This is a genomic window from Acetobacter estunensis (assembly GCF_011516945.1).
Lineage (GTDB): Bacteria > Pseudomonadota > Alphaproteobacteria > Acetobacterales > Acetobacteraceae > Acetobacter > Acetobacter estunensis.
The window spans coordinates 44,711-68,225 of sequence record NZ_WOTH01000016.1; the positions used below are offsets into that span (position 1 = coordinate 44,711).

Here is a 23,515-nt window from a genome sequence, read left to right on the forward strand (position 1 = left end):
GAACGATCACGTCCTCAGCCGGCATGTGGCGTCGGGACGCCAGCGGGAGTGCCATGAGCGGGCGTGTGCGTGAGAGCGGGCGACATCACGACATCTCCCACTGTAATGCCGAGTTTCGCTGTCAGGCCGCCTTGCAGTTCCAGCGTGGCCGCGACGGGCCCATGGCTGCTGATCCGCGCAAGACTTTGTGGAACGGCGTTTTCAGTGATGGATGTGATGCGTCCGTCCGCGCCGATAAACACGATGTCGAGCGATACGAGCGTGTTTTCCATCCACATGTCGCTCTGCTGCGGCTGATCCCACACAAACAGCATGCCCTGATCTGCGGGGACATTGGTGCGGAACATCTCGCCCACTTCCTGCTCGTGGGGGGTTTTGGCCAGTTCCACCGTGAAATCGTGTGTGCCGTCGGCGGAGCGGATGCTCAGCTTTTCCTGCGGCAGCGTGGGTTGTGCGGCGGTTGGCGCACCCGATCCATCGGCATGGGCCATGGATGAGACGACGGCGGGCATCAGGCCGGTGACGAGCAGGCCGGAGAAAAAGAGTGTGCGGAAGGAATGACGGGTCACCGGATCGTATGCCTTATCGATAATGGAAGAAAAGAGCGGGCTTTAGCCCAGAAAACGGTTGGTTTCGCGTTCTATCCCGATCGTGGTGGGTGCGCCATGACCGGGAATGACCACGACGTCATCGCCCAGAGGCAGGATATGTTCGCGAATGGCGGAGACCAGCATCCGGCTGTCGCCATAGGAAAAATCGGTGCGGCCGATGGTGCCGCGAAAGAGGGTGTCCCCTGCAAAAAGGATGCGGTCCTCGGGATCGAAGAAAACGACGTGTCCGGGTGTATGACCCGGAACGTGCAGGACTTCGTAGCGGCGTCCAAGAAGATCGAGCGCGTCGCCGTGATGCGTGAAACGGTCGGGACTGACGCTGTGCAGGTCGGTCAGGCCGAAATGGCGGGCCTGTTCCTCGACCGAACGCAGCAGGAAGTCGTCTTCCTCGGTCGGTCCGATGATGAGGGGCGGACTGTCCTGTTCTGCCGCGAGAAGATCGCGCAGGGCAGCGGCTCCCCCCACATGGTCGAGATGTCCGTGTGTAAGCAGCACGGCCTCGACCGTGAGCACGGCATCGCGGATGTGCCGGAAGAGACGCTCGGCATCTCCTCCGGGATCGACCACGATCGCACGGCCCGTTTTCGGATCGGAAACGAGGGAGCAGTTCTGATGAAAGGCCGTGACTGGAAAACGTTCCGTCTTCAGGCGGTCGGAATCTGTCATCGAACGGGTCTCCCTGTTCCGATAGTGAGCGGGTGAAGGCCGATCAGGCCGTCTGCCAGCCCGTCTCCGGGATGTCGAAATGGGAGACGAGGTCGTTCGTCGGGATGTTGATCAGATCCTTGTCGATGGACTTGATCAGCTTCGCCTGCGTGGGCTTGGCGAGGTGTTCGCGGATGACATGCAGAACCTTCGCCGGAGCGGCGAGGACGAAGCCATCGGGGGTGTTGCTGCCGTGCAGGGCGTCGTTCATCCACTTGGCGACGCGGCGACCGAACTCTTCCTTGTGGTGATCGGCCACGGAGAAATCGCCTCGCCCATTGTCGGACGATCCCGCGATCTCAGCCGCTGCAAACGAGGAGACCTCGTGCATGTGCCCGTCCTTGTGATGCAGGATGCGGGCCTTGCCGCCATCGGCGACGATATAGACGACCTTGCCGTCGAGACTTTCAGCCATCGTTCATGCTCCATGTCTTCTCGTGGTGTCCAAAGGCGCAGCAACCGGCGGATTCGGACCATGGTGGGAGATAGAACCCGATCAGGAGCGGGAGCAACCCCCCAATGCATAGGGGCAGGGTGAAGCCTCGCCCAGTTCGCTGTATGCTGCCGAATATGACGACGTCTTCTCTCCCTACCCGAATCAATAGCCCCTGGAGCCATGCCCTGCGCTGGATGGAGGAGGGGGAGAGTGTGGCGCTCGCCACCGTCATTGCGACGGGCGGGCGTTCACCGCGCCCGGTGGGCAGCGTCATGGTGATGGCCGGCAATGGCCGCGTGGAAGGCTCCGTCAGTGGGGGATGCGTGGAGGCGGACGTCATGTCGAACGCCCGCGAAATCATGATGGGCGATGCGCCCCGTGTCCTGACCTATGGCAGCGCGGAGATGGGGCTGTGGTCCGTCGGTCTTGCCTGCGGTGGCCGTCTGGATGTGCTGGTCGAGGCGGTACAGTCACCCTCCGCACCGCAGGGCACGTTCCCGATGGACTTTGTGCGGCACATTGTCGCTACCACGGGACAGGGGCGACCGGCGATCCTTGGCTGTGCGCTGGACGGAACCGGGCACATTCTGCTGGAGGGAGAGAATGATCTGCTGGTGTCAGGGGCGGCACCGGAAAATCTGTCCGCGATGTTGCAGGAAACCGGCTCTGCCCGTGTGATTGCGGGGGCGCCGGACTGGTTCGTGCAGACGGTGCGTCCTTCGCCTCGGCTGCTGATTGTGGGGGCGGTGCATATTGCGCAGTGCCTGTCCGACATCGCAGCGCGTTCCGGCTATGACGTGACGATCATCGACCCGCGCGCCGGTCTGGCGACGCCCGAGCGTTTTCCCGGCGTGCGGCTGATGTGCGACTGGCCGGACGAGGCGCTGGCGGAACTGGCTCCGGATGCTTCCACCGCCATCGTGGCGCTCACGCATGACAGTAAACTCGACGATCCGGCGCTGTGCGAAGCGGTGAAAGGATCTGCTTTCTATATCGGTGCGCTGGGATCGCGCGGAACGCACGCAAAGCGGTTGGTCCGGTTGCGTGAGGAAGGCGTGGAGGACGCGGCGCTTGCGCGGATACGCGGGCCCGTCGGTCTGCCCATCGGTGCGATTGAGGCGGAAGAAATCGCAGTCTCCATCATGGCCGATATCGTGGCTGTGCGCCGTGGTGCGCCGCTCGCGCAGGGAGTGACGTGGTGGTCTCCGCAGCAGCAGGTCGGTGCGTGAAGGACGAGAGTGTCGCCATCGTTCTGGCGGCCGGGCGATCTTCACGTTCGGGAAATCAGCACAAACTTCTCGCGCAGGATGCGGCTGGGCAGACCATGCTGGCGCGCACACTGACCGAAGTGCTTGGGAGCCGCGTGGGAGCCGTGTGCGTGGTGCTGGCGCCTGATGGAGAAGGTTTGTTGACGGCTGTGTATGAAACCTCTCCTGCCCTGCGAATACCGGAGCGACGGCTGGACATATGTGTCGCGCCGGATGCGAGAGAGGGCTTGTCGGCCTCCCTGCGCGCAGGTGTGAAATGGGCAGAAAGCCGGCACGCCTGCGCGGCGCTCATCTGTCTGGCGGATATGCCGTTGGTCAGGACGGGCGTGATGGACGATCTGCTGACGCGGTATCGATTGGGCGGGGTGGATGTCGTGGTGCCCGAACATGACGGGCGCATGGGCAATCCGGTGGTGTGGGGAGCGGCCTGTTTTCCGGCTTTACAGACTGTGGAAGGAGATAGGGGCGGTCGCGTTCTGCTGCGCTCGACCAGTCTGCGACAGGCACGTGTGGCGGCGGATGCAGGCGTTCTGGAAGATTTCGACACACCAGAAGCGTTGGAGCGGTTTGCGGCCTGTCAGGGCTGAAGATGCCGGCTGGTCGTAGCGGCTTCAACTTCCCCGATAGGTGGAATAACCGAACGGTGAGACGAGAAGCGGCACATGATAATGTCCGCGCGCGCTCCCGGATGTGGGATCGGCAAGACCGAAAACGATGGGCACGGTGTCGAGAAAAGGCGGCTCAGTGAGCGCGACGCTGTGGCGGCGGAAATAGGGGGCGACAGCGAATTCCAGTCGGTAGCTCCCGGCTTCCAGTTCTCCCAGTTGGGCCATCTCCGGGCAACGGCCGTCTTCATTCGTCACGCCCGCAAACAGCACGGTCTCGCCCCGCCAGAGTGTGACGGACATGCCGGCGGCAGGAAGGCCGGAGACCTGATCCAGTACATGGGTCGAAAGCGTGCTCACGCGTTTTCTTCCATTTCCTTGAGCACATCCTTGCAGCGCAGAGCGGCAATCTTGTCAATTTCGGCCAGAGCCGTGCGGCGTTCCTCATCGGGTGTGTTGCGGATGCGGCGCTCCATCTCGGCAAGGATGCGATCTTTTTCGCTCAGCCGCACGCAGATGATGAACGGCATGGAAAATCTGGTGCCGTAGGCATCATTCAACGCCGTGAAACGTGCGTGTTCAGCGAGTGAAAGACGGTTCAGACCGGCGGATGCCTGCTCCTGTCGAGAGGTCTCCGTCAGGCTGGCATCCACCCCCACGCGGCGCGCCAGTTCCGGATGGGCGCGGATGAGTGCCATCTGCTTGTCCAGCGGCGCGTCACGTACTGCGCTCTGGAACGCAGTCAGAAGTTCAGCCTCGTCACGGAAGGGACGTTGCTCCCATGCTTTCTGCGCAATCCACGGCGAATGTTCATAGAGCGAGCCGAACTGTTTTGTGAAAGCGGATTCATCCAGCGCATTGACCCGGTGCCACACGTCACTCATGCGGGGTGCACTTTCCGCCAGTGCCGGGCGATGTCCAGACGGGTGGCGACCCACACGTTCTCACGTGACATGACATGGTCGAGAAACCGGGCCACGGCGCGAGCGCGCGCCGGTCGTCCGGCAATGCGGCAATGCAGTCCCACCGACATCATGCGCGGCTGTGTTTCGCCCTCGTCCCAAAGCTGATCGAATGTGTCACGAAGGTAGCGGTAGAATTGCTCGCCTTCCGTAAAGCCGTTGAGAGCCACGATCTTCATGTCGTTTACGTCAAGTGTATAGGGCACGATCAGTTGGGCGCGGCCTGTCACGTTTTCCCATGTGCGGTCATAATAGGGCAGGTCGTCGGCGTATGAGTCCGCGTCGTAGAGGAAGCCTCCTTCTTCCGCGACAAGACGCGCCGTGTTCGGGCTGGTGCGGCCCTGATACCATCCGAGCGGGCGGCTTCCGGTAAGCTTCGTCTGAAGCGCAATGGCGCGGGCGATGTGCTCGCGCTCCACATCTTCCGGCACATCCTGATAATCGATCCACCGTAGGCCATGACTGGCGATTTCCCATCCAGCTTTCATCATGGCGTCAACGGCGAGCGGGTTGCGGGCCATGGCTTCGGCCACGCCGAACACGGTCAATGGCAGATTGCGTTGTGTGAACAGCCGGTGCAGTCGCCAGAACCCGGCGCGCGAGCCGTATTCGTAAAGGCTCTCCATCGCCATGGCGCGAGCGCCGGAAACGGAGCGTGCGCCGACCATTTCCGAGAGAAAGGCTTCGGAACCGGCGTCCCCATGCAGAATGCTGTTTTCACCGCCTTCCTCGTAATTGATGACGAACTGCACGGCCACGCGGGCATCGTTCGGCCATTTCGGATCGGGCGGGGTGGGACCGTAGCCCACCATGTCGCGGGGATAGGGGCTCATGCGCGGTCGTTCCTCAGTGCGGCGGGCAGAGCGTGGTTCCACGCCATGAGTGCCGCATCCACACCCGCGCCGCGAGGCACGGCAAAGCCTTCTGCCGTCAGCGTGCTTTCGAGTGCCCCAAGCGTGAGCAGGACTTTGTGCTTCATGGCGTTGTAGCCCATGGTGCCGATGCGCCAGATCTTGCCAGCCAGCGGCCCGAACGCCGTGCCGATTTCGATCTCGAAATCCTCGCGCATCCGGTGGCGTATGGCCTCTCCATTCACACCCTCGGGAATCCATACGCCTGTCACGTTGGTCATGCGGTGCGCATCGTCACCGAACACTCGCAGGCCCAGCGCACGCAGTCCCGCTGTCATGGCGGCTCCTGCCGCACGATGACGGGCAAAGCGGTTTTCCAGACCTTCCTCGATCATCACGCGGGCACATTCGCGCGCGCCATAGAGCATGGTGGTGGCTTCGGTGTGATGGTTCAGGCGACGTTCGGACCAGTACTCCATGACCATCGCCAGATCGAAGTAATTGGAGCCGATACGCGCACCATAGCCATCGTCGGCGTCTGCACCACGGATGCCTTTTTCCACATGGCGACGAGCGAAAATGTGCTCGGCCGCGCGCTCGGAAATGGTGATGGGGGAGGAACCCGGAGGACCGCCCATGCATTTCTGAAGACCCGCCGTCACCACATCCAGTCCCCAGCCGTCCACATCCACAGCCATGCCGCCCAGTGTGGCCGTCGCGTCCACATAGGACAGCACATCATGCCTGCGACAGAGTGTGCCCAGATCCTCCAGAGGCTGAGCCATGGTGGTAGAGGTGTCACCGTGGATGCAGGCCAGCACACGGGGCTGATGCTCGCGGATCGCCGCCTCAATCGCTTCAGGCGTTGCCACCTCGCCCCATTCCAGATCGAGCGTGCGGATGTCGGCCCCGATGCGCTCGGCAATTTCCGAGAGCAGCAGCCCAAACCGGCCCGCACGGATGAGCAGCACACGCATGCCCGGTTCGATGAGCGACACCAGAGCGGCTTCGATGCCTGCCCGCGCCGTGCCGTCGATCAGGAACGTCCAGCGGTTCTCGGTCATGAACACCTGACGGTAGAGCGCCATGGTCTGGTTCATGTAGGTCGTCATTTCCGGGTCGAACTGCCCCAGCATGTCCGCGCTCATGGCACGTAGAACACGAGGGTGGACGTTCACCGGCCCCGGTCCCATCAGCAGACGCTGGGGCGGGTCGATTTCTCCGAATGCGGGCACGGTCATGCCGGGTTTCTCCTTTGCGAAAGCTCTGGATTTCCGGCGAACAGCCGGACGAAAGCGGTGAGTGCCGCAATGGTGTCGTCCACATCCGCAGGAAGGACGGCTTCGGCAGGGTTGTGGCTGATGCCTTTTTCGCAGCGGATGAACAGCATGACCATCGGTGCCAGCCGCGCCATGATCATGGCGTCATGCCCAGCACCGCTGACCAACACGCGGGCGGATTGTCCCGTAACCTGTGCCACGGCTCGTTCCATCAGGCCAAGTAATCGGGAATCGCAAGGTGTGGCGGCCAGATTTTCACGGGGGATGAGATCGAGCTCGATGCTGCGGCGTGCGGCGATGTCCCCCATCGCCGTGATGATCGCCTCCACCGCGTCATCCCGCTGCCTCTCGGTGCCGGCCCGCACATCCAGCGTGAACGTGACGTCACCGGGCACCACGTTGACCACCCCCGGCCATGGCCGCAGTGAACCGACCGTGGCCACCAGTCCCTCCGCGCCCTGTGCTTCGGATGCGACGCGATCCACCGCCAGCACCATCTCGGAGGCGGCGGTTAGCGCATCCCGGCGCAGGCTCATCGCCATGGTGCCTGCATGACCGGCCTGTCCATGCAGGCGGATTTCAAAACGTCGCTGTGCTGCAATGCCGCTGACGACACCCAGAGCACGCCCTTCAGCCTCCAGCACGGGGCCCTGTTCGATATGGGCCTCGACATAAGCCAGAACGTCCTCGCGACGACGGCGCGCCGTCATCATGCCGCGAGGCGTCAGACCCATCCCGGCAAGAGCCTGCTGCACGTTTATGCCATTTGCATCGCACAATTCCGCAAATGCGGCGTTCGGATCGTGTTCTTCCAGCACGCCCGCAACGGCGCGGGTGGTGAGCATGGTGACGGGGAAGCGCGAGCCTTCCTCATCCCCAAAGCCGATGATCTCGATGGCGAACGGAAAACGCTCCCCATGTGCATGAAAACCCGCCACCACTTCGATGGCCGCGATCACGCCCAGCATACCGTCATAGCGACCGCCATCGCGCACCGAGTCCAGATGGGAGCCGAACAGCAGGGCAGGGGCATCAGGTGTTGTGCCTTCGTAACGCCCGATCAGGTTGGCGGCAGCGTCCTCTCGCACGCTCATCCCGGCTTCGCGCATCCATTGTGCGACGGCCTCGACGGTCGCGACAAAGCCGGGGCCGAGCCAGGGGCGATACAGCAGCCCCGTCTCATCGCTGAAAGGAGGGACGCCCAGTTGGTTGCATCGTGCAACGGCGCGCTCTCCGGGCGAAGGGTCGCGGCTTACCATGCCGCCACACCACCGTCGCTACGTGGATCGGTTGCGCCCTCGATCACGCCGTCCGGGTGGCGCACCAAGGCGCCCGCATGTCCCATCATGGAGGTAAAGGGCGCGACCCGTTCAATGGCATGTCCCGCAGCACCGAGGGCGGCGATCAGATCCGGGTCGAAGCGGTCCTCGTATTTCAGGGTTACACTCTCTTCGCCCCATGTGCGCCCCAGCAGCCAGCGCGGAGCCGTGACGGCGGCCTGAAGGCCCATGCCGTAGCGGGCGTAGCGTGAGAAAATGGCCGCCTGTGTCTGCGGTTGTCCTTCGCCGCCCATGGTGCCGTACACCATCACGCGGCCATCATCGAAACGGGCGGCGGCGGGATTGAGCGTGTGGAACGGCTTGCGTCCCGGCTTGAGCGCGTTCCATCCGTCTTCCGCCAGCCGGAAGCTCGCTCCCCGGTTCTGCCATGTGATGCCCGTCTGTGGGAGCACCACGCCTGAGCCGAACTCGAAATAGGTGCTCTGGATCATACTTACGGCCAGCCCCGTGCTGTCCACGGCCCCCATCCACACCGTGTCGCCCTGTTGGGCGGGATGGGGCCATGGCGCGGCACGGTGTGGGTCGATGGCCGCCGCCATAGCGTCCAGAGCGGCCGTGTCGTCGAGGATGTGCTGAGCTTCCACTGTCATCCATGCCGGGTCTCCCACATGGGTGTCGCGATAACGGAAAGCCTGTTTTGTGGCCTCGATCAGGCCGTGGATATGCTCGAAACTCTCGCCTTTGTCGGCTTTCAGCCGGTCGAACAGAGCAAGGATGAGCAGCGATGCCACGCCCTGCGTGGGAGGCGCCATGTTGTAGAGCGTCGCGCCACGGATCGGCACCGACAGGGGCGGGCAGGATTGCGCCCGATGGGCGGCAAGGTCATCCGCTGTAAGAGGACTGCCGACTTCGCGCAGATCGGCGACGATGCGGCGCGCGATTCCGCCTTCGTAGAATGTGTCCAGCCCGAAGGTGGCCAGTGCCTGAAGTGTTTCGGCCAGCGCAGGGTTGCGCAGGATATCGCCTGTCGTAAGAGGGCATCCGGCTGGCTCGAAGACGTCCGCATAGCCGGGCGCGGCTCTCAGTTCAGCGGATTTCAGCCGGGCAAGTTCGGCCCAACTGTCCGTGACCGGCACACCTGCTTCCGCGTGGTGGATCGGCTCGACCAGCAGGCGTTTCAGGGGCAGCGTGTGATCGCGCATCGTGGCATTGCGTTCCAGCGCAAGCGCCCAGCCCGAGACGGTTCCGGCCACGGTGTTGGCGGCCAGCGGTCCGCGCCACGGGATGCTTTCGCACCCGGCGCTGCGGTAGAGCGCCAGATCGGCCCTTTCGGCGGCCGCGCCACAGGCGTCGATGGTCTCCGTGCGGCCATCGGGCCAACAGATCAGCCAAAAGGCATCCCCCCCGATGGAGGTCATCTGTGGATAGACCACGGCCAGCGTGGCGGCTGTGGTGACGACGGCCTCGATGGCGGAACCGCCTGCGCGCAGGATGTCGAGGCCGGCCTGTGAAGCGAGATGGTGCGGGGCTGTGACCATTCCGCGAAGTGAACGCGCCGTGTGCAGCATGAGGCGTGCGTCTTTCTTGTTTCTCTCGGCTGAGTCTCACTCTTCGGGATATTGGGAAAACCTGCAAGTTCGGCATATGCCAGTGCATACGTCATGGTGGAAAGGAGAGCTTCGCGTCCGGGTGTACCATAATCTGGATGCCGTTCATGCGTGGCACGCTGTGCACTCGAGGGGAATGACTCAATCCGCGTCATCTGGTGGTCAGGCAGTAAAATATCTCACGCACAAGCTTGCTCTCTATCGATAAACTGATGCGTCCCGGATCGCTGTTCAGGACAATCGTTCAAGAGATCGTGAGTATGGGAGATATACAAGAACGGTCCGGGTGTGAAACATTGAAGCGTGTTTCTGCTGGTGCGACGTATCCAAGGTTGATGAACAGGCATGGAAGATCTCGACAGACGTGTTCGCGAAGACCTCGCGAAAATCAGCTACGCCACGCGCGAGTGGAATTTTTCGCGTGAACATGATGGCCAGCGCGTGCTGGATGTTGCTGTCATCGGGGCAGGACAGGGAGGGATCGCCACCTGTTTCGGTTTGATGCGTCGGGGTATTTCAAATGTGTGCATGTTCGATCGCGCGCCCGAAGGCGGTGAGGGACCGTGGATCACGTTTGCCCGCATGTTGACGCTGCGCACGCCCAAATACGTGACAGGACCGGATCTCGGCATTCCCTCCCTGACGCCTCAGTCATGGTTCGAGGCGAAATATGGCGCGCAGGCATGGCGTGATCTGGACAAGATCTCCCGGCAGGACTGGCAGGCCTATCTGGACTGGGTACGTGACGTGCTTAATTTGCCTGTGCGTAATGAGCACAATCTTCTCGATCTGGATTGGCAGGACGATCTGGTCATGCTGACCTTCCGTTGCGCGACAGGAGAAGAGAAAAAGGTGCGAGCACGTAAGGTCGTGCTGGCCACCGGAATCGAGGGAGGCGGAAAGTGGTACATCCCTGAGTTTATTTCGGAAAATCTGCCTGCCAATCGATACGCCCACACGTCTGCGACCATTGATTTCGCGGCTCTCAAGAACAAACGGATTGGTGTGCTGGGAGCGGGCGCTTCCGCGTTCGACAACGCTGCCACGGCTCTGGAAGCGGGTGCTGCTCGTGTGGACCTCTGTCTTCGCCGCAAGGAGATTCCCTCCGTCAACCCCTATCGCTGGATGGAGAATGCGGGATTCCTGAGTTATTTCTCAGAACTTCCGGATCTTGTGCGCTGGCGGTTCATGCGCCGGATATACGCTCTCAATCAGCCGCCTCCTCAGGATACGTTCTGGCGCTGTCGGCGTCATGAAAACTTTGCCTTTCATGTCGGGACGCCATGGACAGGTGTACGCATGGAAAGAAATGAAGTTGTCGTCACCACCCCGAAAGGGAAGATGCGGTTCGATTTCCTTGTCGTCGGCACCGGCTTTCTGATCGACATGGCCCAACGTCCTGAACTGGCGCGGCTCGCACCGCATGTGGCGCTGTGGAGGGATGAGTTTACACCTCCCACGGACGAGGAAAGCACGCTGCTGGGCAGCTATCCTTATCTGGGCGCAAAATTTCAGTTCCTGCCCAAGGACAGCGCCGATCCGCTCGCTCCCATGTTGGCGGCGATCCACAATTTCACCTTTTCCGCCACGCCCAGCATGGGCCTTTCAGGTGCTTCCATCAGCGCCATGCGTTTCGGGGTCGAGAAACTGACCTTTGGCATCGGACGCGATCTGTTCGTTGAAGACGGTGAAAGACACTTGCAGAGTCTGGTTGATTACAACGTGGAAGAACTTGTCAGCCTCGATCCTCCGGGCTGACACATCTTAGCTCTCGAGTTGGAAATAGGGGGATCGTTTTGGACTTCTTTTTCAACTGTTGGATTTCATCGTCGTTTTCTGTGGAGGCTGTTTCAGTGGGGCGTTTCGTTAATTGAGTTCGAGAGTGGCGGAGACGAGTTGCACTGCTGCGAAGAACATTGATTTCAGCTTGTCGTAGCGTGTTGTGATGTTTCTGAACTGCTTTAGTCTGGCGAAGAAGCATTCAGTGGTGTTTCGTTTTTTATAAAGCGAGAAAGGGATTGTCCGTGGATTGATTCGTTTTTTTGACGGAATAATCCGGTGTGATCTACCGTTCTTCAAGCTTTTAATGAGCGGATCGGCGTCATAAGCCTTGTCGGTGATAAAGGCCACGGGGTCGACTTCACCGAGAAATGTTATGCTGAGTGCGATCCCCTATTGTTTCTGAACCAGTTGGAGCATGCGTTCTCAGATCGCTCATGTTTCGTCTGTGAGAGCGCCCGGTTCGTCTCCGTTTTCCATCCTAACAATATAGGAAGAATTTCAAGCGTTAACACGGCTTAAGACGAGCGTGCGCAATACATCAGTGGTGCGAATCGACTCACTATATCTACGCTCATTATTTGATTTTTAGAGAATAAAAACGAGCAGATGGTGGGCGCAACAGGGATTGAACCTGTGACCCCTACCATGTCAAAACCGGCTGACCCCAACGAAATCAGAGACTTACAGAGTCAAACACGTTCAAAAACGGCACGCACGATCAAGGAAAAATCGTGCAATGCGTGCGAGCAGCGTACTAGAAACTGACTCTGTTGTCACGAATCTCCGGGCCTTTCAGGCAAGTTTTTTTCATCGCGTTCTGGTTTCGACCGGGAGTGCAAAGCGATGAGCCGCCATGCTTCCGTCAAGGCAGCTTTCCGCAAGCAGGTTCTGGGTCTCTATTTTGACCGCCAGCTGAAACCATCCGAAAAATCCGTGCTCATGACGCTCGCCACCTTTCTGGGTGCGGATGGGCTCTATCCAAGCCACGATGCCATTGCTCGGGCCTGTCGGTATTCCGTGCGAACGGTTATCCGGGCGCTTGAACGGGGCTATGAGCTTGGACTGATCGAGCGAACCCACCGGCGCAAGCGAGTGGAGGGTCGATGGGTGAGAACCAGCAACACCTACAGGCTGCTTATCAAGGCTACTGATCAGGTTCGCGCAGCCGGAAAGCATATGGCCCGCGCCATTTTCCGTGGTGTGCAGGTTGTAAGTGACAGGATGGCGCAGAAGGCGTCCAGAGATATACATATTCAGGAGAAACGGCTGCTTTCAGGGCGTCGATACCCGGAACCGCATGGTCCAAGCCAGCTTTCACCAAGCGAGTGGATCGAAATCATCAAAGGCTGGGGAACCATCTGACTCGCAATTCTGTCTGATCAGCATTGCTAAAGGGGCATTTGCGCTTGTCACCCCTGAGGTGGTCCTGTTACGTATTACGACATGTAATATGGAGATGGGCCCATGGAAACGGTTGTCGTTCGCAAACAGGGCAATTCTGTCGGTGTTACCCTTCCGGCGGAAACACGTATCCGCCTTGGTCTTGAGGTCGGGCAGGAACTCACGCTGGTCGAAATGGCTGACGGCATCAAGCTCGTGAAACGTAATCTCAGGCTTGAACGCCAGATGCAGATGGCGCGTGAGACGCTGCGTGAGCAGGCAGATGTTCTTCAGGAACTGGCCAAGCGCTGATGCCGGATGTGCCTGAGTTTCTGGAACCTGACGCGGTGCTGTTCATGCACGATCAGGCCCTGAAAGAATACGGCGGAACCCACGGGCTCAAAAGCGAAGATCTGCTGCACAGCGCGTTAGCCCGCGCAGAAAACCGCTGGCACTATGCTGAAGAGCCTCCGCCGGACACCGCGACTTTGGCTGCGGCCTACGCTTATGGCATCGCGCGCAATCATCCCTTCAACGACGCCAACAAGCGGACAGCTTGGAGTTGCTGCGTCCTTTTCCTGCGGCTGAACGGCACTCGTGTGCAGGTCGGCGCTCCGGAAGCTGTCGAAGCCATGGTGGCTCTTGCGTCTGGCGCAATGGAGGAAGACGCGTTCGCGGTCTGGCTCCGGCAACATTTTCAAAACCAGTGATTCCACATTTTCGACATCGGACCAGATTTTCTTATGAGCACGACACCCCGGACCGCCTCCCTGTCCTCCATGATCTGGCAGGTCGCCGATCTCCTGCGAGGCGATTTCAAGCCAGCCGAATACGGTCGGATCATCCTGCCCTTTACCGTTCTGCGCCGCCTTGATGCCGTTCTGGCTCCTACCCGAGCCAAAGTGCTAAAGGAAAAAGAGAAGTGGGAGAGTAAAGGCATCGACGCCATGCCTTTCATGGAGAAAGCCGCCGGTCTGAAGTTCGTGAACACATCCGACTTCACTCTGAAAGGCGTGCTGGGCGATCCGGATAACCTGACCCAGAACCTTTCCGCCTATATCAACGCCTTCTCACCCGCTGCCCGTGACATTTTCGACCACTTCCGCTTCACCGAGCAGACAGACCGTCTGGCAAAGGCAAATCTGCTCTATCTGGTGCTTGAAAAATTCATCAGCTTCGACCTCAGCGACAAAGCCGTTGATAACCACCAGATGGGGCAGGTGTTCGAGGAACTGATCCGCAAGTTCTCGGAAGCCTCCAACGAAACAGCCGGTGAGCATTTCACCCCGCGCGAAGTCATCAGGCTGATGGTGAACCTCATCTTTGCCGAGGATGACAGTCTGCTGACCCCGGGGAATGCTGCCGTTCGCACCATCTACGACCCGACGGCTGGCACCGGGGGTATGCTCTCTGTCGCGGAAGAGTTCCTGCTCGACCACAACCCGGACGCCCGTCTGACCATGTTCGGGCAGGAACTGAACCCGGAATCCTATGCCATCTGTAAGGCTGACATGCTGATCCGTAATCAGGACGTCAGCAACATTCGCCTCGGCAATACACTCTCCGATGACGAACTGGCGGACCACAAATTCGATTACATGCTCTCCAACCCGCCTTTTGGCGTGGAGTGGAAAAAAGTCGAGAAAGCCGTTCGGGCCGAGCATGAAAAGCTCGGTTATGATGGACGCTTCGGCCCCGGCCTGCCGCGCATCTCGGACGGCTCCATGCTGTTCCTGCTCCACCTTGTCCACAAGATGCGTCCCGCGAAGGACGGAGGCTCACGCTTTGGCATCGTCCTGAACGGCTCGCCCCTGTTCACGGGCGCAGCAGGCTCCGGCGAGTCCGAAATCCGCCGCTTCGTTCTGGAAGAGGATATTGTCGAAGCCATCATCGCGCTGCCGACCGATATGTTCTTCAACACCGGCATCGCTACCTATGTCTGGGTGCTCACCAATCGCAAGCCAAAGAATCGCAAGGGCAAGGTGCAACTGATCGACGCCTCCTCCTTCTGGCAGAAAATGCGCAAAAGCCTTGGCTCCAAGCGCAAGGAAATGGGAGAGGACGACATTACCCTCGTCACGCGCCTGTTTCGCGATGCGCAGGAGGCGCAGCTTGCCACCATAACCGCCGCCGATGGCACGCAGACGCGTGAGGTCGTGATGAAGGGCGCGGAACCACCGGAAGCACCCGAAGGCGGCAAGGTCAGGCTCGCACCGCTGAGCCGCATCTTCCGTAATGAGGCGTTTGGCTACCAGACCATCACCGTGGAGCGTCCTCAGCGCGATGAGGACGGCAAGATCGTCCTCGGCCAGCGCGGCAAGGCGAAGGGCAAACCCATGCCCGATAGCAGCCTGCGCGATACGGAAAACGTGCCGCTGGATGAGGATATTCACACCTACTTCAAACGCGAAGTTCTGCCCCATGCCCCGGATGCGTGGATTGACGAGGACAAGACAAAGATTGGCTACGAAATTCCGTTCAATCGGTATTTTTATGTCTTCGAGCCGCCGCGTCCGCTTGCGGAGATTGATGCGGATTTGAAAGAGGTGACTGCGAAAATCATGGCGATGCTTGGGGAGCTTTCGGCATGAGTTTCCCGAAGTATCCAGCTTATAAGGACAGCGGAGTTGAGTGGATTGGGAAGATCCCGGCCGGGTGGGGTGTTGCTCCACTATTTTCTATATCCACTGAAAATAGAGATAAAAACACCGGTTTAAAATCGTCAAATACGCTTTCGTTGAGTTATGGAAATATAATTGAACGAGATAAAAACAATAATTTTGGTCTACTCCCGGATTCTTATGAGACTTATCAAATTGTAAAATTTGGCGATATAATATTTAGATTGACAGACCTTCAAAATGATAGAAACAGCCTTAGAAGTGCTATTAGTCGATACAATGGCATAATAACGTCTGCTTATTTGTCCATAAAGACAGCTAAGAATTGTTGTCCTTTTTATATTTCTTACCTGATGAGGGCATATGATTGTGAAAAAGTATTCTATTCAATGGGAGGTGGAGTAAGGCAAAGTCTCAATTTTAAAGAATTTAAATATTTGCCAGTCATTCTCCCACCACTCCCCGAACAGCAGGCAATAGCTAGCTTTCTGGACCGTGAGTGCGGGAAGATTGACGCCCTGATCGCCGAACAGGAGCGGCTGATTGCCCTCCTTGCGGAAAAGCGGCAGGCCGTCATCTCCCACGCCGTCACAAAAGGCCTGAACCCCAACGCCCCCATGAAGGACTCAGGTATCCCGTGGATCGGGATGGTGCCGGAAGGATGGGAGGTGATGCCACTTTATCTATTATTTCGTTTGGGGCGAGGAAGAGTAATTAGCCACGAAGAAATTCACGAAAATGGAGGGGAATACCCCGTTTATTCATCGCAAACCGAAGATGATGGTGTGATGGGTTATATTAATTCATTTGATTTTGAAGGAGATTATATAACGTGGACAACGGATGGCGCAAATGCTGGAACACTTTTTGTTAGAAGTGGAAGATTTAATTGTACAAATGTATGTGGAACACTTTTTGCATCAAAAATTTTAAATCTATATTTTGTGAAGGAAGCTATTTCTTTATCTGTAAAATATTTTGTGAGGCAAGATATTAATCCAAAACTTATGAATAATGTTATGTCAAAAATTAGAATTTCCTTGCCTACTTATGCAGAGCAAAACCGTATTAGTGAAATGATTGCGGTAATTGATGAAAAATATTCAAATATTTCAAAGAAGATGCGTAAGCAAATCACTCTCCTCAAAGAGCGCCGCGCCGCTCTGATTTCTGCAGCTGTCACCGGCAAGATCGACGTTCGCGCCCAGAGCAAGGCCCTTGCAGCATGATCGACACCAAAGGGCGTTCTCTGGAGCTTTTCTATATCGACGGCCATCCGGACGGGATGATTACCGCCGAACTGTTCAACTGGACAGGGCATGTGTTCGTCACGCCGCGCACGCGCCTGACGGACGCGCTCAAACGGGAGGAATCCGGTTATGCCGGAGTGTATCTGCTGCTGGGCGAGAAGGAAGGGGAGAATTTCGCCTATATCGGGGAAGCCGAGGATCTTGGTGTCAGACTGAAACAGCACGCGGCGGCGAGTGACAAGGACTGGTGGGAAACCGCTGTTCTGGTCTCCGCCAGTGCGAACCGGCTCAACAAGGCGCATGTGAAGTATCTGGAAGCGCGGCTGATCGTTATGGCGCGGGAGATCGGACATACGCCGCTGCATAACGGCAATTCTCCGAAGCCGCCGGGTCTGACGGAAGCGGATATTGCCAAGATGGAGGCGTTTCTTGCCAGCCTGATGGTGGTTCTGCCCGCCATCCGGGTGGACATGTTTATCCAGCGCAGCCGTCCGGCGGGGTCATCCCGGCCTGTTCCGGTCTTTGAAGCATCGGAAGGAGAGAGGACCGATGCGGCGCCGGAGACTGTTCGGTTTGTCCTGCACAAGCCGCGCATTGATCTGACGGCAAAAGCTGTTTTTCAGGACGGCGAATTTATTGTTGAAGCCGGATCGCAGGCCCGGAGTGACTGGCAGAGAGAGGACAGCGCACAGGCTGGTTCCTATAAGCCGCTGCATGACGAACTGGTACGGTCTGGCATTTTGCAAACGGCTGGAACGCATCGGGTTTTTACGAAAGATTATGCCTTCAGAAGCCCGAGTGCAGCCGCTGCGGTTGTTTTCGGTCATTCCGTAAGTGGCCCTGCGGCGTGGAAGCTGGAAAGCAACCCGGACATCTCGTTCCGCGACTGGCAGGCCAGTCAGCTTGATGCCGTAACAGAAGAAAGCACCGGTGAATGACCGATCTTCACAAGGAGCACCATCTGGAATCCGAAATCTGCGATTATCTCGGACGTTCCGGCTGGCTTTATGAAAATGGTTCCGCCAGCGGTTATGACGTGGCGCAGGCCCTGTTTCCCGAAGATCTGCTGGCGTGGGTGCGCGAATGCGAGCCGGATGCGTGGGAGACGCTGGAGAAAACGCATGGGGCCTCGGCTGGCGCAGTTTTATGCCAGCGTGTGCGGGATGCCCTGAATGCGCGTGGGGCGCTTGTCGTCCTGCGTGATGGACTGGACATTATCGGGCTGACAAAAACGCTGAAGATCTGTCAGTTCCGTCCGGCCCTGACGATGAATCCGCATTTGCAGCATCGTTACGATGCTAATCGCCTGCGCGTTGTGCGGCAGGTGCGTTATTCGGCCAGTAACGGCAATGAGCTGGATCTTGTTCTGTTTCTGAATGGCGTTCCGGTGGCGACCGCCGAGCTGAAATCGAACTACACTCAGTCAGTTCAGGATGCGGTGGAGCAGTATTGCACCGACCGACTACCGAAACCGCCCGGTAAGCCTGCTGAGCCGCTGCTTTCGGTGCCGGGTGGTGCGGTCGTGCATTTTGCTGTCAGCAACAGTGACGTGATGATGTGCACCCATCTGGATGGCGCGCACAGCCGTTTCCTGCCGTTCAATCAGGGGAACGATGGTGGTGTAGGCAATCCCGGCACCACGGCGTATCTGTGGCGGGAGGTATGGCAGCCAGATTCATGGCTGGATATTCTTGGCCGTTACATCATTCCGGTGAAGAAAAAGGGGAAGATCTCGGGCTGGATCTTTCCGCGCTATCATCAGCTTGCCGCCACACGGCTGCTGGTCTCCACCATTCTGAAAGAGGGGCCGGGGCAGCGTTATCTGATCCAGCACTCTGCCGGGTCGGGCAAGACAAACTCCATCGCGTGGACGGCGCATTTTCTGTCCGATCTACATGACGCGCACAATCACAAGCTGTTCGATACTGTCATTGTGGTGTCAGACCGTAAGGTTCTGGACCGGCAGCTTTCGGAAACCATCGAAAGTTTTGAGCGTACGCGCGGCGTGGTAGCATCGATCTCCGGCAATGGGGGCAGCAAGAGTCAGGAACTTGCGGCGGCTCTGCATACCGGCAAGAAAATCATCATCTGCACGATTCAGACCTTTCCGTTCGCGCTGGAGGAAATCCGTCAGCTTGCGGCGACCGAGGGCAAGCATTTCGCGGTGATCGCAGATGAAGCCCATTCCTCGCAGACCGGGACATCGGCCAGCAAGCTCAAAGCCGCCCTGTCATCTGGTGAACTGGCGGAGCTTGCGGACGGTGGGGAGATCAGTACGGAAGACCTGCTGGCGGCGGAAATGGCGCAAAGGACTGCGGCGGATGCTGGCATTTCCTTTATTGCTTTCACGGCTACGCCAAAGGCCAAAACGCTGGAACTGTTCGGACGTCTGCCGCATCCGGATCAGCCCAAGGGCGAGGACAACAAGCCTGAGGCGTTCCATGTCTATTCCATGCGGCAGGCTATCGAGGAAGAATTCATCCTCGATGTGTTGCAGAATTACGTGTCCTGGAAACAGGCGTTCCGCCTGAGCCAGAACGGACAGATTCTGGATGACGAGGAAGTCGAGGCTTCGGAGGCAAAGAAGGCGCTGATGAAGTGGGTGCGACTGCACCCTACCAACATCGCCGCACGGGTGCAGATCGTGGTGGAGCATTTCCGGCAAAATGTGCAGCCGCTCCTTGGTGGCAAGGCGCGCGCCATGGTCGTGACGGCCAGCCGCAAGGAGGCCGTGCGCTGGAAGCTGGCTATGGATCGCTACGTGAAGGAAAAGCATTATCCCTTCGGGCTTCTCGCGGCATTCTCGGGCGAGGTAGATGACCCGGAAAGTGGCCCGGAGCCGTTTACGGAAAGTAACATCAACCCCGCGCTGAAAGGACGCGACCTGAGGGAAGTCTTTGCCGAAGATCCATGGCGAATTCTGATCGTGGCGAACAAGTTCCAGACGGGTTTCGATCAGCCATTGCTGTGCGGCATGTATGTGGACCGGAAGCTCGGCGGGATTCAGGCCGTACAGACGCTTTCGCGGCTGAACCGCTGTTATCCGGGCAAGGACATGACCTTCGTGGTCGACTTCGAGAATGACCCGGAAGACATCCTCAAGGCGTTCCAGCAATATTACACGAAGGCCGAACTGGCGGACCTCAGTGATCCGAACTGCGTGGTGAACCTGCGCCACAAGCTGGATGACGCCGGGCTGTACGATCAGCCCGAAGTGGATCGGGTGGCCCGTATCCTGACAAATCCGAAAGCGACGCAGCAGCAGCTTGATGCGGCCATCGTGCCGGTCAGTTCCCGTGTGCTGGGCCGGTATCGTGATGCTCGGAAAATTGTTCAGGACGAACCGGAAGGCTCACAGGAGCGGAAAGAAGCAAAGGAACGGATTGACGGCCTGATCCAGTTCCGGAGTGATCTGGCGTCCTACGTGCGGATGTATGAGTTTTTCAGTCAGATGCTGAACTATGGCAATCCGGATTATGAAAAACTGTACCTGTTCGCGAAAATGCTCTGGCCGCTGCTGAAGTTCGACCGTGAACGTGAGACCATCGACACGACGACCCTGCGTCTGACGCATCATCGTATGAAGGATCTTGGCCAGCAGAAGCTTGGGCTGAAGAACGAAGCCGGTGACGGGCTGGAACCGATAAAGGAAGCCGGGTCGGGGCAACCGCGGGACAAAGTGAAGGTGCAGCTTTCCCGCATCATTGAGGCGATCAATGATCTGTTCCAAGGCGATCTGACGGATGGTGACAAGGTGGCGTTTGTCACAGGACTGGAAACCAAGCTGGCAGAATCAGAAAAACTGCGGGAGCAGGCAAAGGCCAACACTAAGGATCAGTTCGCCAACTCGCCTGATCTTCAGGAAGAAGGGCTGAATGCGACTATTGAGCTGATGGAGGCGCATGAAAAGATGGGCAAACAGATGCTGAACGATAGTTCGCTGTTGCGTGCCGTTATTGCTGCTATCGTAAAGCAGGGCGGGTTATGGGAGGGATTCCAAGGGTAATAGCTGGCCAGAAAATCTGGGGCTGGTCATTTTGAGTGCGGGGTAATGGCCCCGACGTATTTGTACAGTGTTGTACGCGAGACATTATACCGCCGCGCCACGTCTGCTACCCGGATATCAGGATCGCGCAATAGCGCCCTGATTTCTCGTAGCTGCTTGTCATGGAGCTTGGGTTTCCGACCTCCAGAGCGGCCTCTGGCGCGTGCCGCGGCAAGGCCGGCATAGGTTCGTTCACGGATCAGGCTGCGCTCAAACTCAGCCAACGCAGCGAATACATGAAAAACTAACTTACCTGCGGCACTTCCGGTTTCTATCTTCTCGGAGAGGCTCTCAAAGCTTACTCCAGCGCGTTCAAGATCTGCCACGATGTGTACGAGGTCAGGCAGACTGCGGCCAAGTCGGTCAAGCCGCCAGACGACAAGCGTGTCGCCACTCCGCAAAGCCTTTCGGCATTGTTCAAGCTCGGGGCGCGCTGCATTTTTGCCGCTGGCTGTCTCCTCATAAATAACGCGGCAGCCAGCTTGCTGAAGTGCATCACGTTGCAGGTCCAGGTGCTGGTCTTCCGTAGAAACACGGGCGTAACCGATCCGTTGATTCATTGACTAAACCTGAACATTGAAAACTGGACGAGAATATTAACAAGATAAATATGACCACGCGACGCTGCAAAGCGGATTTTTATGACGTTCAGAAAACCACCGTTTTGTGAACGCTTGTCAGGAGTGTGGATGTAACTTCGATCAAGCTGAAACAGGACGGGTATTATTGTCTGACAAGCGAAAATAGGACCGATCTATCCAATCATTCGCCAACGATCACTTTGGGGCGTTTGACTGCTTCTATAGCCGATTTATGGGGTTGAGCGCGGGAGGGCCAGAGAGACCTGAAGGCGTCCTGAAGCATTATCTCTATCGTCTTACCAACGTAATACGCTTTTTCCGCCGAAAACCGCCAGAAATCGTGAGTGTGGTATTACCAAAGTAATACGCGAAGAAAGGCTGATGAAGATAAAAATGTGATTTATCAATGGGTTGTCAGTCCGAAGGACTGCGTATTGTGTATAGACCAGATTAAGGATTCTATGTGCCTTTTGTGAGAGCAAAAATTCTTCCGTAGCTCTGCCTTCTGTTTAAAAATCGTCACCTTTTCAGGAGCAAAGCGACTTTCCGGTAAAATATTCCAAAAGTACTCCCTTGCATTGCTCAATGTCGCCGATTAATTCCAAAACACTCGGAAAACACTCGGAAAACACTCGGAAAACACTCGGAAAACACTCGGAAAACACTCGGAAAACACTCGGAAAACACTCGGAAAACACTCGGAAAACACTCGGAAAACACTTAATATCTATCAAATTGGATCGATATGTTTTCCTATTCTATTTCCATACAAGAAAAACAAATATAATACAGAAATAAAATGTAAAATACTTTATATAATAAATTTAAAATTTAAAATAAAGGTATGTATATAATTTTATTAAATACATTTTGTTCCTCTTATTATCTACTATAGATAATAAGATCGAAAACTTTTTCGGTTGACATGAAATAAAAAAAGGAGGCACCAAGGCCTCCTGACTTGTGGAGTTGAGTGCGGAAACACTCAACTCCACGCAGAACCGCGAGAAACACCTAGCGGCCTGCAATGTCGAAGGTAATACACTATGTCGGGATGGCTTTCATCCCCAAAAGTGATTTGCTCTCGTCATTAAATGGTCGCCTGTCGGGGACAGGATAATGACGGCATTATCGTTCAATCAAATATACTGTCATCGCATTGGATCGATTCAGGTCACGTAGATCAGAATTCCTATGTGTGTGAGCTTACATACAGAAAAAGAGGCGGCAGCACGGCTTGGTGTGTCGCCTGTAACGTTACGGCGTGAGCGGATGGACGGTCGCATCGGCTATCTAAAAATTCGCTCTCGGGTGCGCTACACTGATGTGCATCTGAATGACTACCTTGCAAGAAACGAAAAATGTCCGACAACACCTTCCGAATTGGCCAGTATTTCTTGGGAAAACGACCGAATTCGGAGTCCTGGTGTGCATGTTGGTACGATTCCAAGACAAGACAGACAAAACGAGCATCTCTTGGCACAAACATTCTTCAGGAAGCGAAAATAAAACTTGCGGAATACGTGACAGAACATTCCAAGAGAAGAAATGAGTCAGTGCTAGATACGAGTTTAGCCTCTGTGTTCATGCGATACTTTAAGAATCACAGTGAAAAGACACGAAGTTCTGGCCCGAATAGAAGAGCGCTTGAGTTGATGCTAGATAGTATGGAAGTGGGTGCTTGCGTCGCTGGCTATACCGTGGCTGAACAGAAGCGCATCGCCTCACATTTACGCAGCAAAGGTTACTCTGCTGGTTATACTCGTCGTGTAATGGGTGTTGCGGCTGCAGCTGTAAACTGGGTCTGGAAGAATGGCGAGATTGATCGCCAGATCCCGATTGTGCTGCCACCTGAAGGTGAGGGACGTGACCGCATTATGACAATTGAGGAGATGGCACGGCTTTGGGAAGTGGATATGCCGTCTCATCTTCGTATGTTTCTTGCGCTTCTCATCGGAACAGCTTCGCGTCCTGAAGCTCTTCTGCAACTTACTCGCGAGCAATGCGATCTAAAGCACGGAGTGATTGACCTTAACCCTCCTGGCCGTGCTCGAACAAAGAAGAGACGGCCACGCATCCCGGTGCCCGAGTTTCTGCGATCATGGATTGAGAGCGTGCCATGCGGGCCTCTTGTAACCTAAGAGGTGGTCCCCATTTTTCGGACAGGGCGATAAGCTATCATCTGGCCTGAACGAGGACGGGTTTTATGGGCAAGGTTACGCGGAAACGGTATGCGGCAGAGTTCAAGTCA

22 protein-coding genes and 1 pseudogene are annotated in these 23,515 nt (G+C 57.2%); 12 read left to right on the forward strand and 11 right to left on the reverse strand.

Features of this window, described 5'->3' with window-relative positions; genetic code table 11:
* Positions 1-14: 14 nt before the first annotated feature.
* The 3 genes from GOB87_RS09235 to GOB87_RS09245 form a co-directional block, all read right to left on the reverse strand.
* Positions 15-512, reverse strand: a complete 498-nt coding sequence (locus GOB87_RS09235) for a DUF192 domain-containing protein (protein WP_166315666.1) — start codon at positions 510-512, stop codon at positions 15-17.
* A 99-nt stretch (positions 513-611) separates the two neighbouring features.
* Positions 612-1,277 carry an MBL fold metallo-hydrolase gene (locus GOB87_RS09240; protein WP_166315596.1) on the reverse strand — a complete coding sequence of 222 codons (666 nt, stop codon included), beginning with the start codon at positions 1,275-1,277 and terminating at the stop codon, positions 612-614.
* A gap of 43 nt (positions 1,278-1,320) precedes the next feature.
* On the reverse strand, positions 1,321-1,731 hold the full coding sequence (locus tag GOB87_RS09245; RefSeq protein WP_166315599.1) for a host attachment protein: 411 nt from the start codon (positions 1,729-1,731) through the stop codon (positions 1,321-1,323).
* Positions 1,732-1,886: 155 nt separating this feature from the next.
* Here GOB87_RS09245 and GOB87_RS09250 point away from each other — a divergent pair, with 155 nt between their 5' ends.
* Both GOB87_RS09250 and GOB87_RS09255 read left to right on the forward strand, forming a co-directional pair.
* The gene (locus GOB87_RS09250) at positions 1,887-2,981 is read left to right on the forward strand and encodes an XdhC family protein (protein WP_166315602.1); all 1,095 of its coding nucleotides are present in this window, start codon (positions 1,887-1,889) and stop codon (positions 2,979-2,981) included.
* Entirely contained in the window at positions 2,951-3,607 is a 657-nt protein-coding gene (locus GOB87_RS09255; RefSeq protein ID WP_338421433.1) for a nucleotidyltransferase family protein, read from the forward strand. The genes GOB87_RS09250 and GOB87_RS09255 overlap by 31 nt, the downstream gene beginning before the upstream one ends.
* 24 nt (positions 3,608-3,631) lie before the next feature.
* Here GOB87_RS09255 and uraH read toward each other — a convergent pair whose 3' ends face one another.
* From uraH to GOB87_RS09285, 6 genes are read right to left on the reverse strand one after another with little or no spacing between them, the layout of a single operon-like run.
* The gene (gene uraH / locus GOB87_RS09260) at positions 3,632-3,985 is read right to left on the reverse strand and encodes a hydroxyisourate hydrolase (protein ID WP_166315605.1); all 354 of its coding nucleotides are present in this window, start codon (positions 3,983-3,985) and stop codon (positions 3,632-3,634) included.
* A complete protein-coding gene (gene uraD, locus GOB87_RS09265) occupies positions 3,982-4,509 on the reverse strand; it encodes a 2-oxo-4-hydroxy-4-carboxy-5-ureidoimidazoline decarboxylase (RefSeq protein WP_166315608.1) in 528 nt (175 codons plus the stop codon). The genes uraH and uraD overlap by 4 nt, the downstream gene beginning before the upstream one ends.
* A complete protein-coding gene (puuE, locus tag GOB87_RS09270) occupies positions 4,506-5,420 on the reverse strand; it encodes an allantoinase PuuE (protein ID WP_166315611.1) in 915 nt (304 codons plus the stop codon). The genes uraD and puuE overlap by 4 nt, the downstream gene beginning before the upstream one ends.
* Positions 5,417-6,679: a pyridoxal-phosphate-dependent aminotransferase family protein gene (locus GOB87_RS09275; RefSeq protein ID WP_166315614.1), complete on the reverse strand. Its 1,263-nt coding sequence runs from the start codon at positions 6,677-6,679 to the stop codon at positions 5,417-5,419. The genes puuE and GOB87_RS09275 overlap by 4 nt, the downstream gene beginning before the upstream one ends.
* Positions 6,676-7,977: an allantoate amidohydrolase gene (locus tag GOB87_RS09280; RefSeq protein ID WP_166315617.1), complete on the reverse strand. Its 1,302-nt coding sequence runs from the start codon at positions 7,975-7,977 to the stop codon at positions 6,676-6,678. Before GOB87_RS09280 ends, GOB87_RS09275 begins: the two co-directional genes overlap by 4 nt.
* Positions 7,971-9,566 carry a gamma-glutamyltransferase family protein gene (locus GOB87_RS09285; RefSeq protein WP_166315620.1) on the reverse strand — a complete coding sequence of 532 codons (1,596 nt, stop codon included), beginning with the start codon at positions 9,564-9,566 and terminating at the stop codon, positions 7,971-7,973. The genes GOB87_RS09280 and GOB87_RS09285 overlap by 7 nt, the downstream gene beginning before the upstream one ends.
* A gap of 384 nt (positions 9,567-9,950) precedes the next feature.
* On the opposite strand from GOB87_RS09285, the gene GOB87_RS09290 reads away from it, so the two are divergent.
* Positions 9,951-11,363, forward strand: a complete 1,413-nt coding sequence (locus tag GOB87_RS09290) for a SidA/IucD/PvdA family monooxygenase (RefSeq protein WP_166315622.1) — start codon at positions 9,951-9,953, stop codon at positions 11,361-11,363.
* Positions 11,364-11,471: 108 nt separating this feature from the next.
* On the opposite strand, the gene GOB87_RS17140 is transcribed toward GOB87_RS09290, so the two are convergent.
* Complete coding sequence (locus GOB87_RS17140; RefSeq protein WP_166315626.1) at positions 11,472-11,735, reverse strand: transposase; 264 nt, start codon at positions 11,733-11,735, stop codon at positions 11,472-11,474.
* A 495-nt stretch (positions 11,736-12,230) separates the two neighbouring features.
* Here GOB87_RS17140 and GOB87_RS09300 point away from each other — a divergent pair, with 495 nt between their 5' ends.
* From GOB87_RS09300 to GOB87_RS09330, 7 genes are all read left to right on the forward strand, one after another.
* Entirely contained in the window at positions 12,231-12,749 is a 519-nt protein-coding gene (locus tag GOB87_RS09300) for a helix-turn-helix domain-containing protein (protein ID WP_166315629.1), read from the forward strand.
* A gap of 102 nt (positions 12,750-12,851) precedes the next feature.
* The gene (locus tag GOB87_RS09305; RefSeq protein WP_003630907.1) at positions 12,852-13,079 is read left to right on the forward strand and encodes an AbrB/MazE/SpoVT family DNA-binding domain-containing protein; all 228 of its coding nucleotides are present in this window, start codon (positions 12,852-12,854) and stop codon (positions 13,077-13,079) included.
* The gene (locus GOB87_RS09310; protein WP_166315632.1) at positions 13,079-13,477 is read left to right on the forward strand and encodes a type II toxin-antitoxin system death-on-curing family toxin; all 399 of its coding nucleotides are present in this window, start codon (positions 13,079-13,081) and stop codon (positions 13,475-13,477) included. Before GOB87_RS09305 ends, GOB87_RS09310 begins: the two co-directional genes overlap by 1 nt.
* 69 nt (positions 13,478-13,546) lie before the next feature.
* The gene (locus GOB87_RS09315; protein ID WP_166315672.1) at positions 13,547-15,358 is read left to right on the forward strand and encodes a type I restriction-modification system subunit M; all 1,812 of its coding nucleotides are present in this window, start codon (positions 13,547-13,549) and stop codon (positions 15,356-15,358) included.
* Positions 15,355-16,617, forward strand: a complete 1,263-nt coding sequence (locus GOB87_RS09320) for a restriction endonuclease subunit S (protein ID WP_166315635.1) — start codon at positions 15,355-15,357, stop codon at positions 16,615-16,617. Before GOB87_RS09315 ends, GOB87_RS09320 begins: the two co-directional genes overlap by 4 nt.
* Positions 16,614-17,576 (forward strand): GIY-YIG nuclease family protein, encoded by a 963-nt coding sequence (locus GOB87_RS09325; RefSeq protein WP_166315638.1) that lies wholly within the window; start codon positions 16,614-16,616, stop codon positions 17,574-17,576. The genes GOB87_RS09320 and GOB87_RS09325 overlap by 4 nt, the downstream gene beginning before the upstream one ends.
* Entirely contained in the window at positions 17,573-20,644 is a 3,072-nt protein-coding gene (locus tag GOB87_RS09330; RefSeq protein ID WP_166315641.1) for a type I restriction endonuclease subunit R, read from the forward strand. The genes GOB87_RS09325 and GOB87_RS09330 overlap by 4 nt, the downstream gene beginning before the upstream one ends.
* 26 nt (positions 20,645-20,670) lie before the next feature.
* On the opposite strand, the gene GOB87_RS09335 is transcribed toward GOB87_RS09330, so the two are convergent.
* The gene (locus GOB87_RS09335) at positions 20,671-21,243 is read right to left on the reverse strand and encodes a recombinase family protein (protein WP_166315644.1); all 573 of its coding nucleotides are present in this window, start codon (positions 21,241-21,243) and stop codon (positions 20,671-20,673) included.
* A gap of 1,215 nt (positions 21,244-22,458) precedes the next feature.
* Between GOB87_RS09335 and GOB87_RS17145 the strand changes: the two are divergent.
* A pseudogene (locus tag GOB87_RS17145) lies at positions 22,459-22,608 on the forward strand (helix-turn-helix domain-containing protein); the annotation flags it as partial.
* Between the two features lie 17 nt (positions 22,609-22,625).
* Positions 22,626-23,405: a site-specific integrase gene (locus tag GOB87_RS09345; RefSeq protein ID WP_242006272.1), complete on the forward strand. Its 780-nt coding sequence runs from the start codon at positions 22,626-22,628 to the stop codon at positions 23,403-23,405.
* Positions 23,406-23,515 lie beyond the last annotated feature (110 nt).

Coding starts and splice junctions, on each gene's coding strand:
- GOB87_RS09235 (WP_166315666.1), bottom strand. CDS start 512: ATGCCCGCCGTCGTCTCATCCATGGCCCATGCCGATGGATCGGGTGCG.
- GOB87_RS09240 (WP_166315596.1), bottom strand. CDS start 1,277: ATGACAGATTCCGACCGCCTGAAGACGGAACGTTTTCCAGTCACGGCC.
- GOB87_RS09245 (WP_166315599.1), bottom strand. CDS start 1,731: ATGGCTGAAAGTCTCGACGGCAAGGTCGTCTATATCGTCGCCGATGGC.
- GOB87_RS09250 (WP_166315602.1), top strand. CDS start 1,887: ATGACGACGTCTTCTCTCCCTACCCGAATCAATAGCCCCTGGAGCCAT.
- uraD (WP_166315608.1), bottom strand. CDS start 4,509: ATGAGTGACGTGTGGCACCGGGTCAATGCGCTGGATGAATCCGCTTTC.
- puuE (WP_166315611.1), bottom strand. CDS start 5,420: ATGAGCCCCTATCCCCGCGACATGGTGGGCTACGGTCCCACCCCGCCC.
- GOB87_RS09275 (WP_166315614.1), bottom strand. CDS start 6,679: ATGACCGTGCCCGCATTCGGAGAAATCGACCCGCCCCAGCGTCTGCTG.
- GOB87_RS09280 (WP_166315617.1), bottom strand. CDS start 7,977: ATGGTAAGCCGCGACCCTTCGCCCGGAGAGCGCGCCGTTGCACGATGC.
- GOB87_RS09285 (WP_166315620.1), bottom strand. CDS start 9,566: ATGCTGCACACGGCGCGTTCACTTCGCGGAATGGTCACAGCCCCGCAC.
- GOB87_RS09290 (WP_166315622.1), top strand. CDS start 9,951: ATGGAAGATCTCGACAGACGTGTTCGCGAAGACCTCGCGAAAATCAGC.
- GOB87_RS09300 (WP_166315629.1), top strand. CDS start 12,231: ATGAGCCGCCATGCTTCCGTCAAGGCAGCTTTCCGCAAGCAGGTTCTG.
- GOB87_RS09305 (WP_003630907.1), top strand. CDS start 12,852: ATGGAAACGGTTGTCGTTCGCAAACAGGGCAATTCTGTCGGTGTTACC.
- GOB87_RS09310 (WP_166315632.1), top strand. CDS start 13,079: ATGCCGGATGTGCCTGAGTTTCTGGAACCTGACGCGGTGCTGTTCATG.
- GOB87_RS09315 (WP_166315672.1), top strand. CDS start 13,547: ATGATCTGGCAGGTCGCCGATCTCCTGCGAGGCGATTTCAAGCCAGCC.
- GOB87_RS09320 (WP_166315635.1), top strand. CDS start 15,355: ATGAGTTTCCCGAAGTATCCAGCTTATAAGGACAGCGGAGTTGAGTGG.
- GOB87_RS09325 (WP_166315638.1), top strand. CDS start 16,614: ATGATCGACACCAAAGGGCGTTCTCTGGAGCTTTTCTATATCGACGGC.
- GOB87_RS09330 (WP_166315641.1), top strand. CDS start 17,573: ATGACCGATCTTCACAAGGAGCACCATCTGGAATCCGAAATCTGCGAT.
- GOB87_RS09335 (WP_166315644.1), bottom strand. CDS start 21,243: ATGAATCAACGGATCGGTTACGCCCGTGTTTCTACGGAAGACCAGCAC.
- GOB87_RS09345 (WP_242006272.1), top strand. CDS start 22,626: ATGTCCGACAACACCTTCCGAATTGGCCAGTATTTCTTGGGAAAACGA.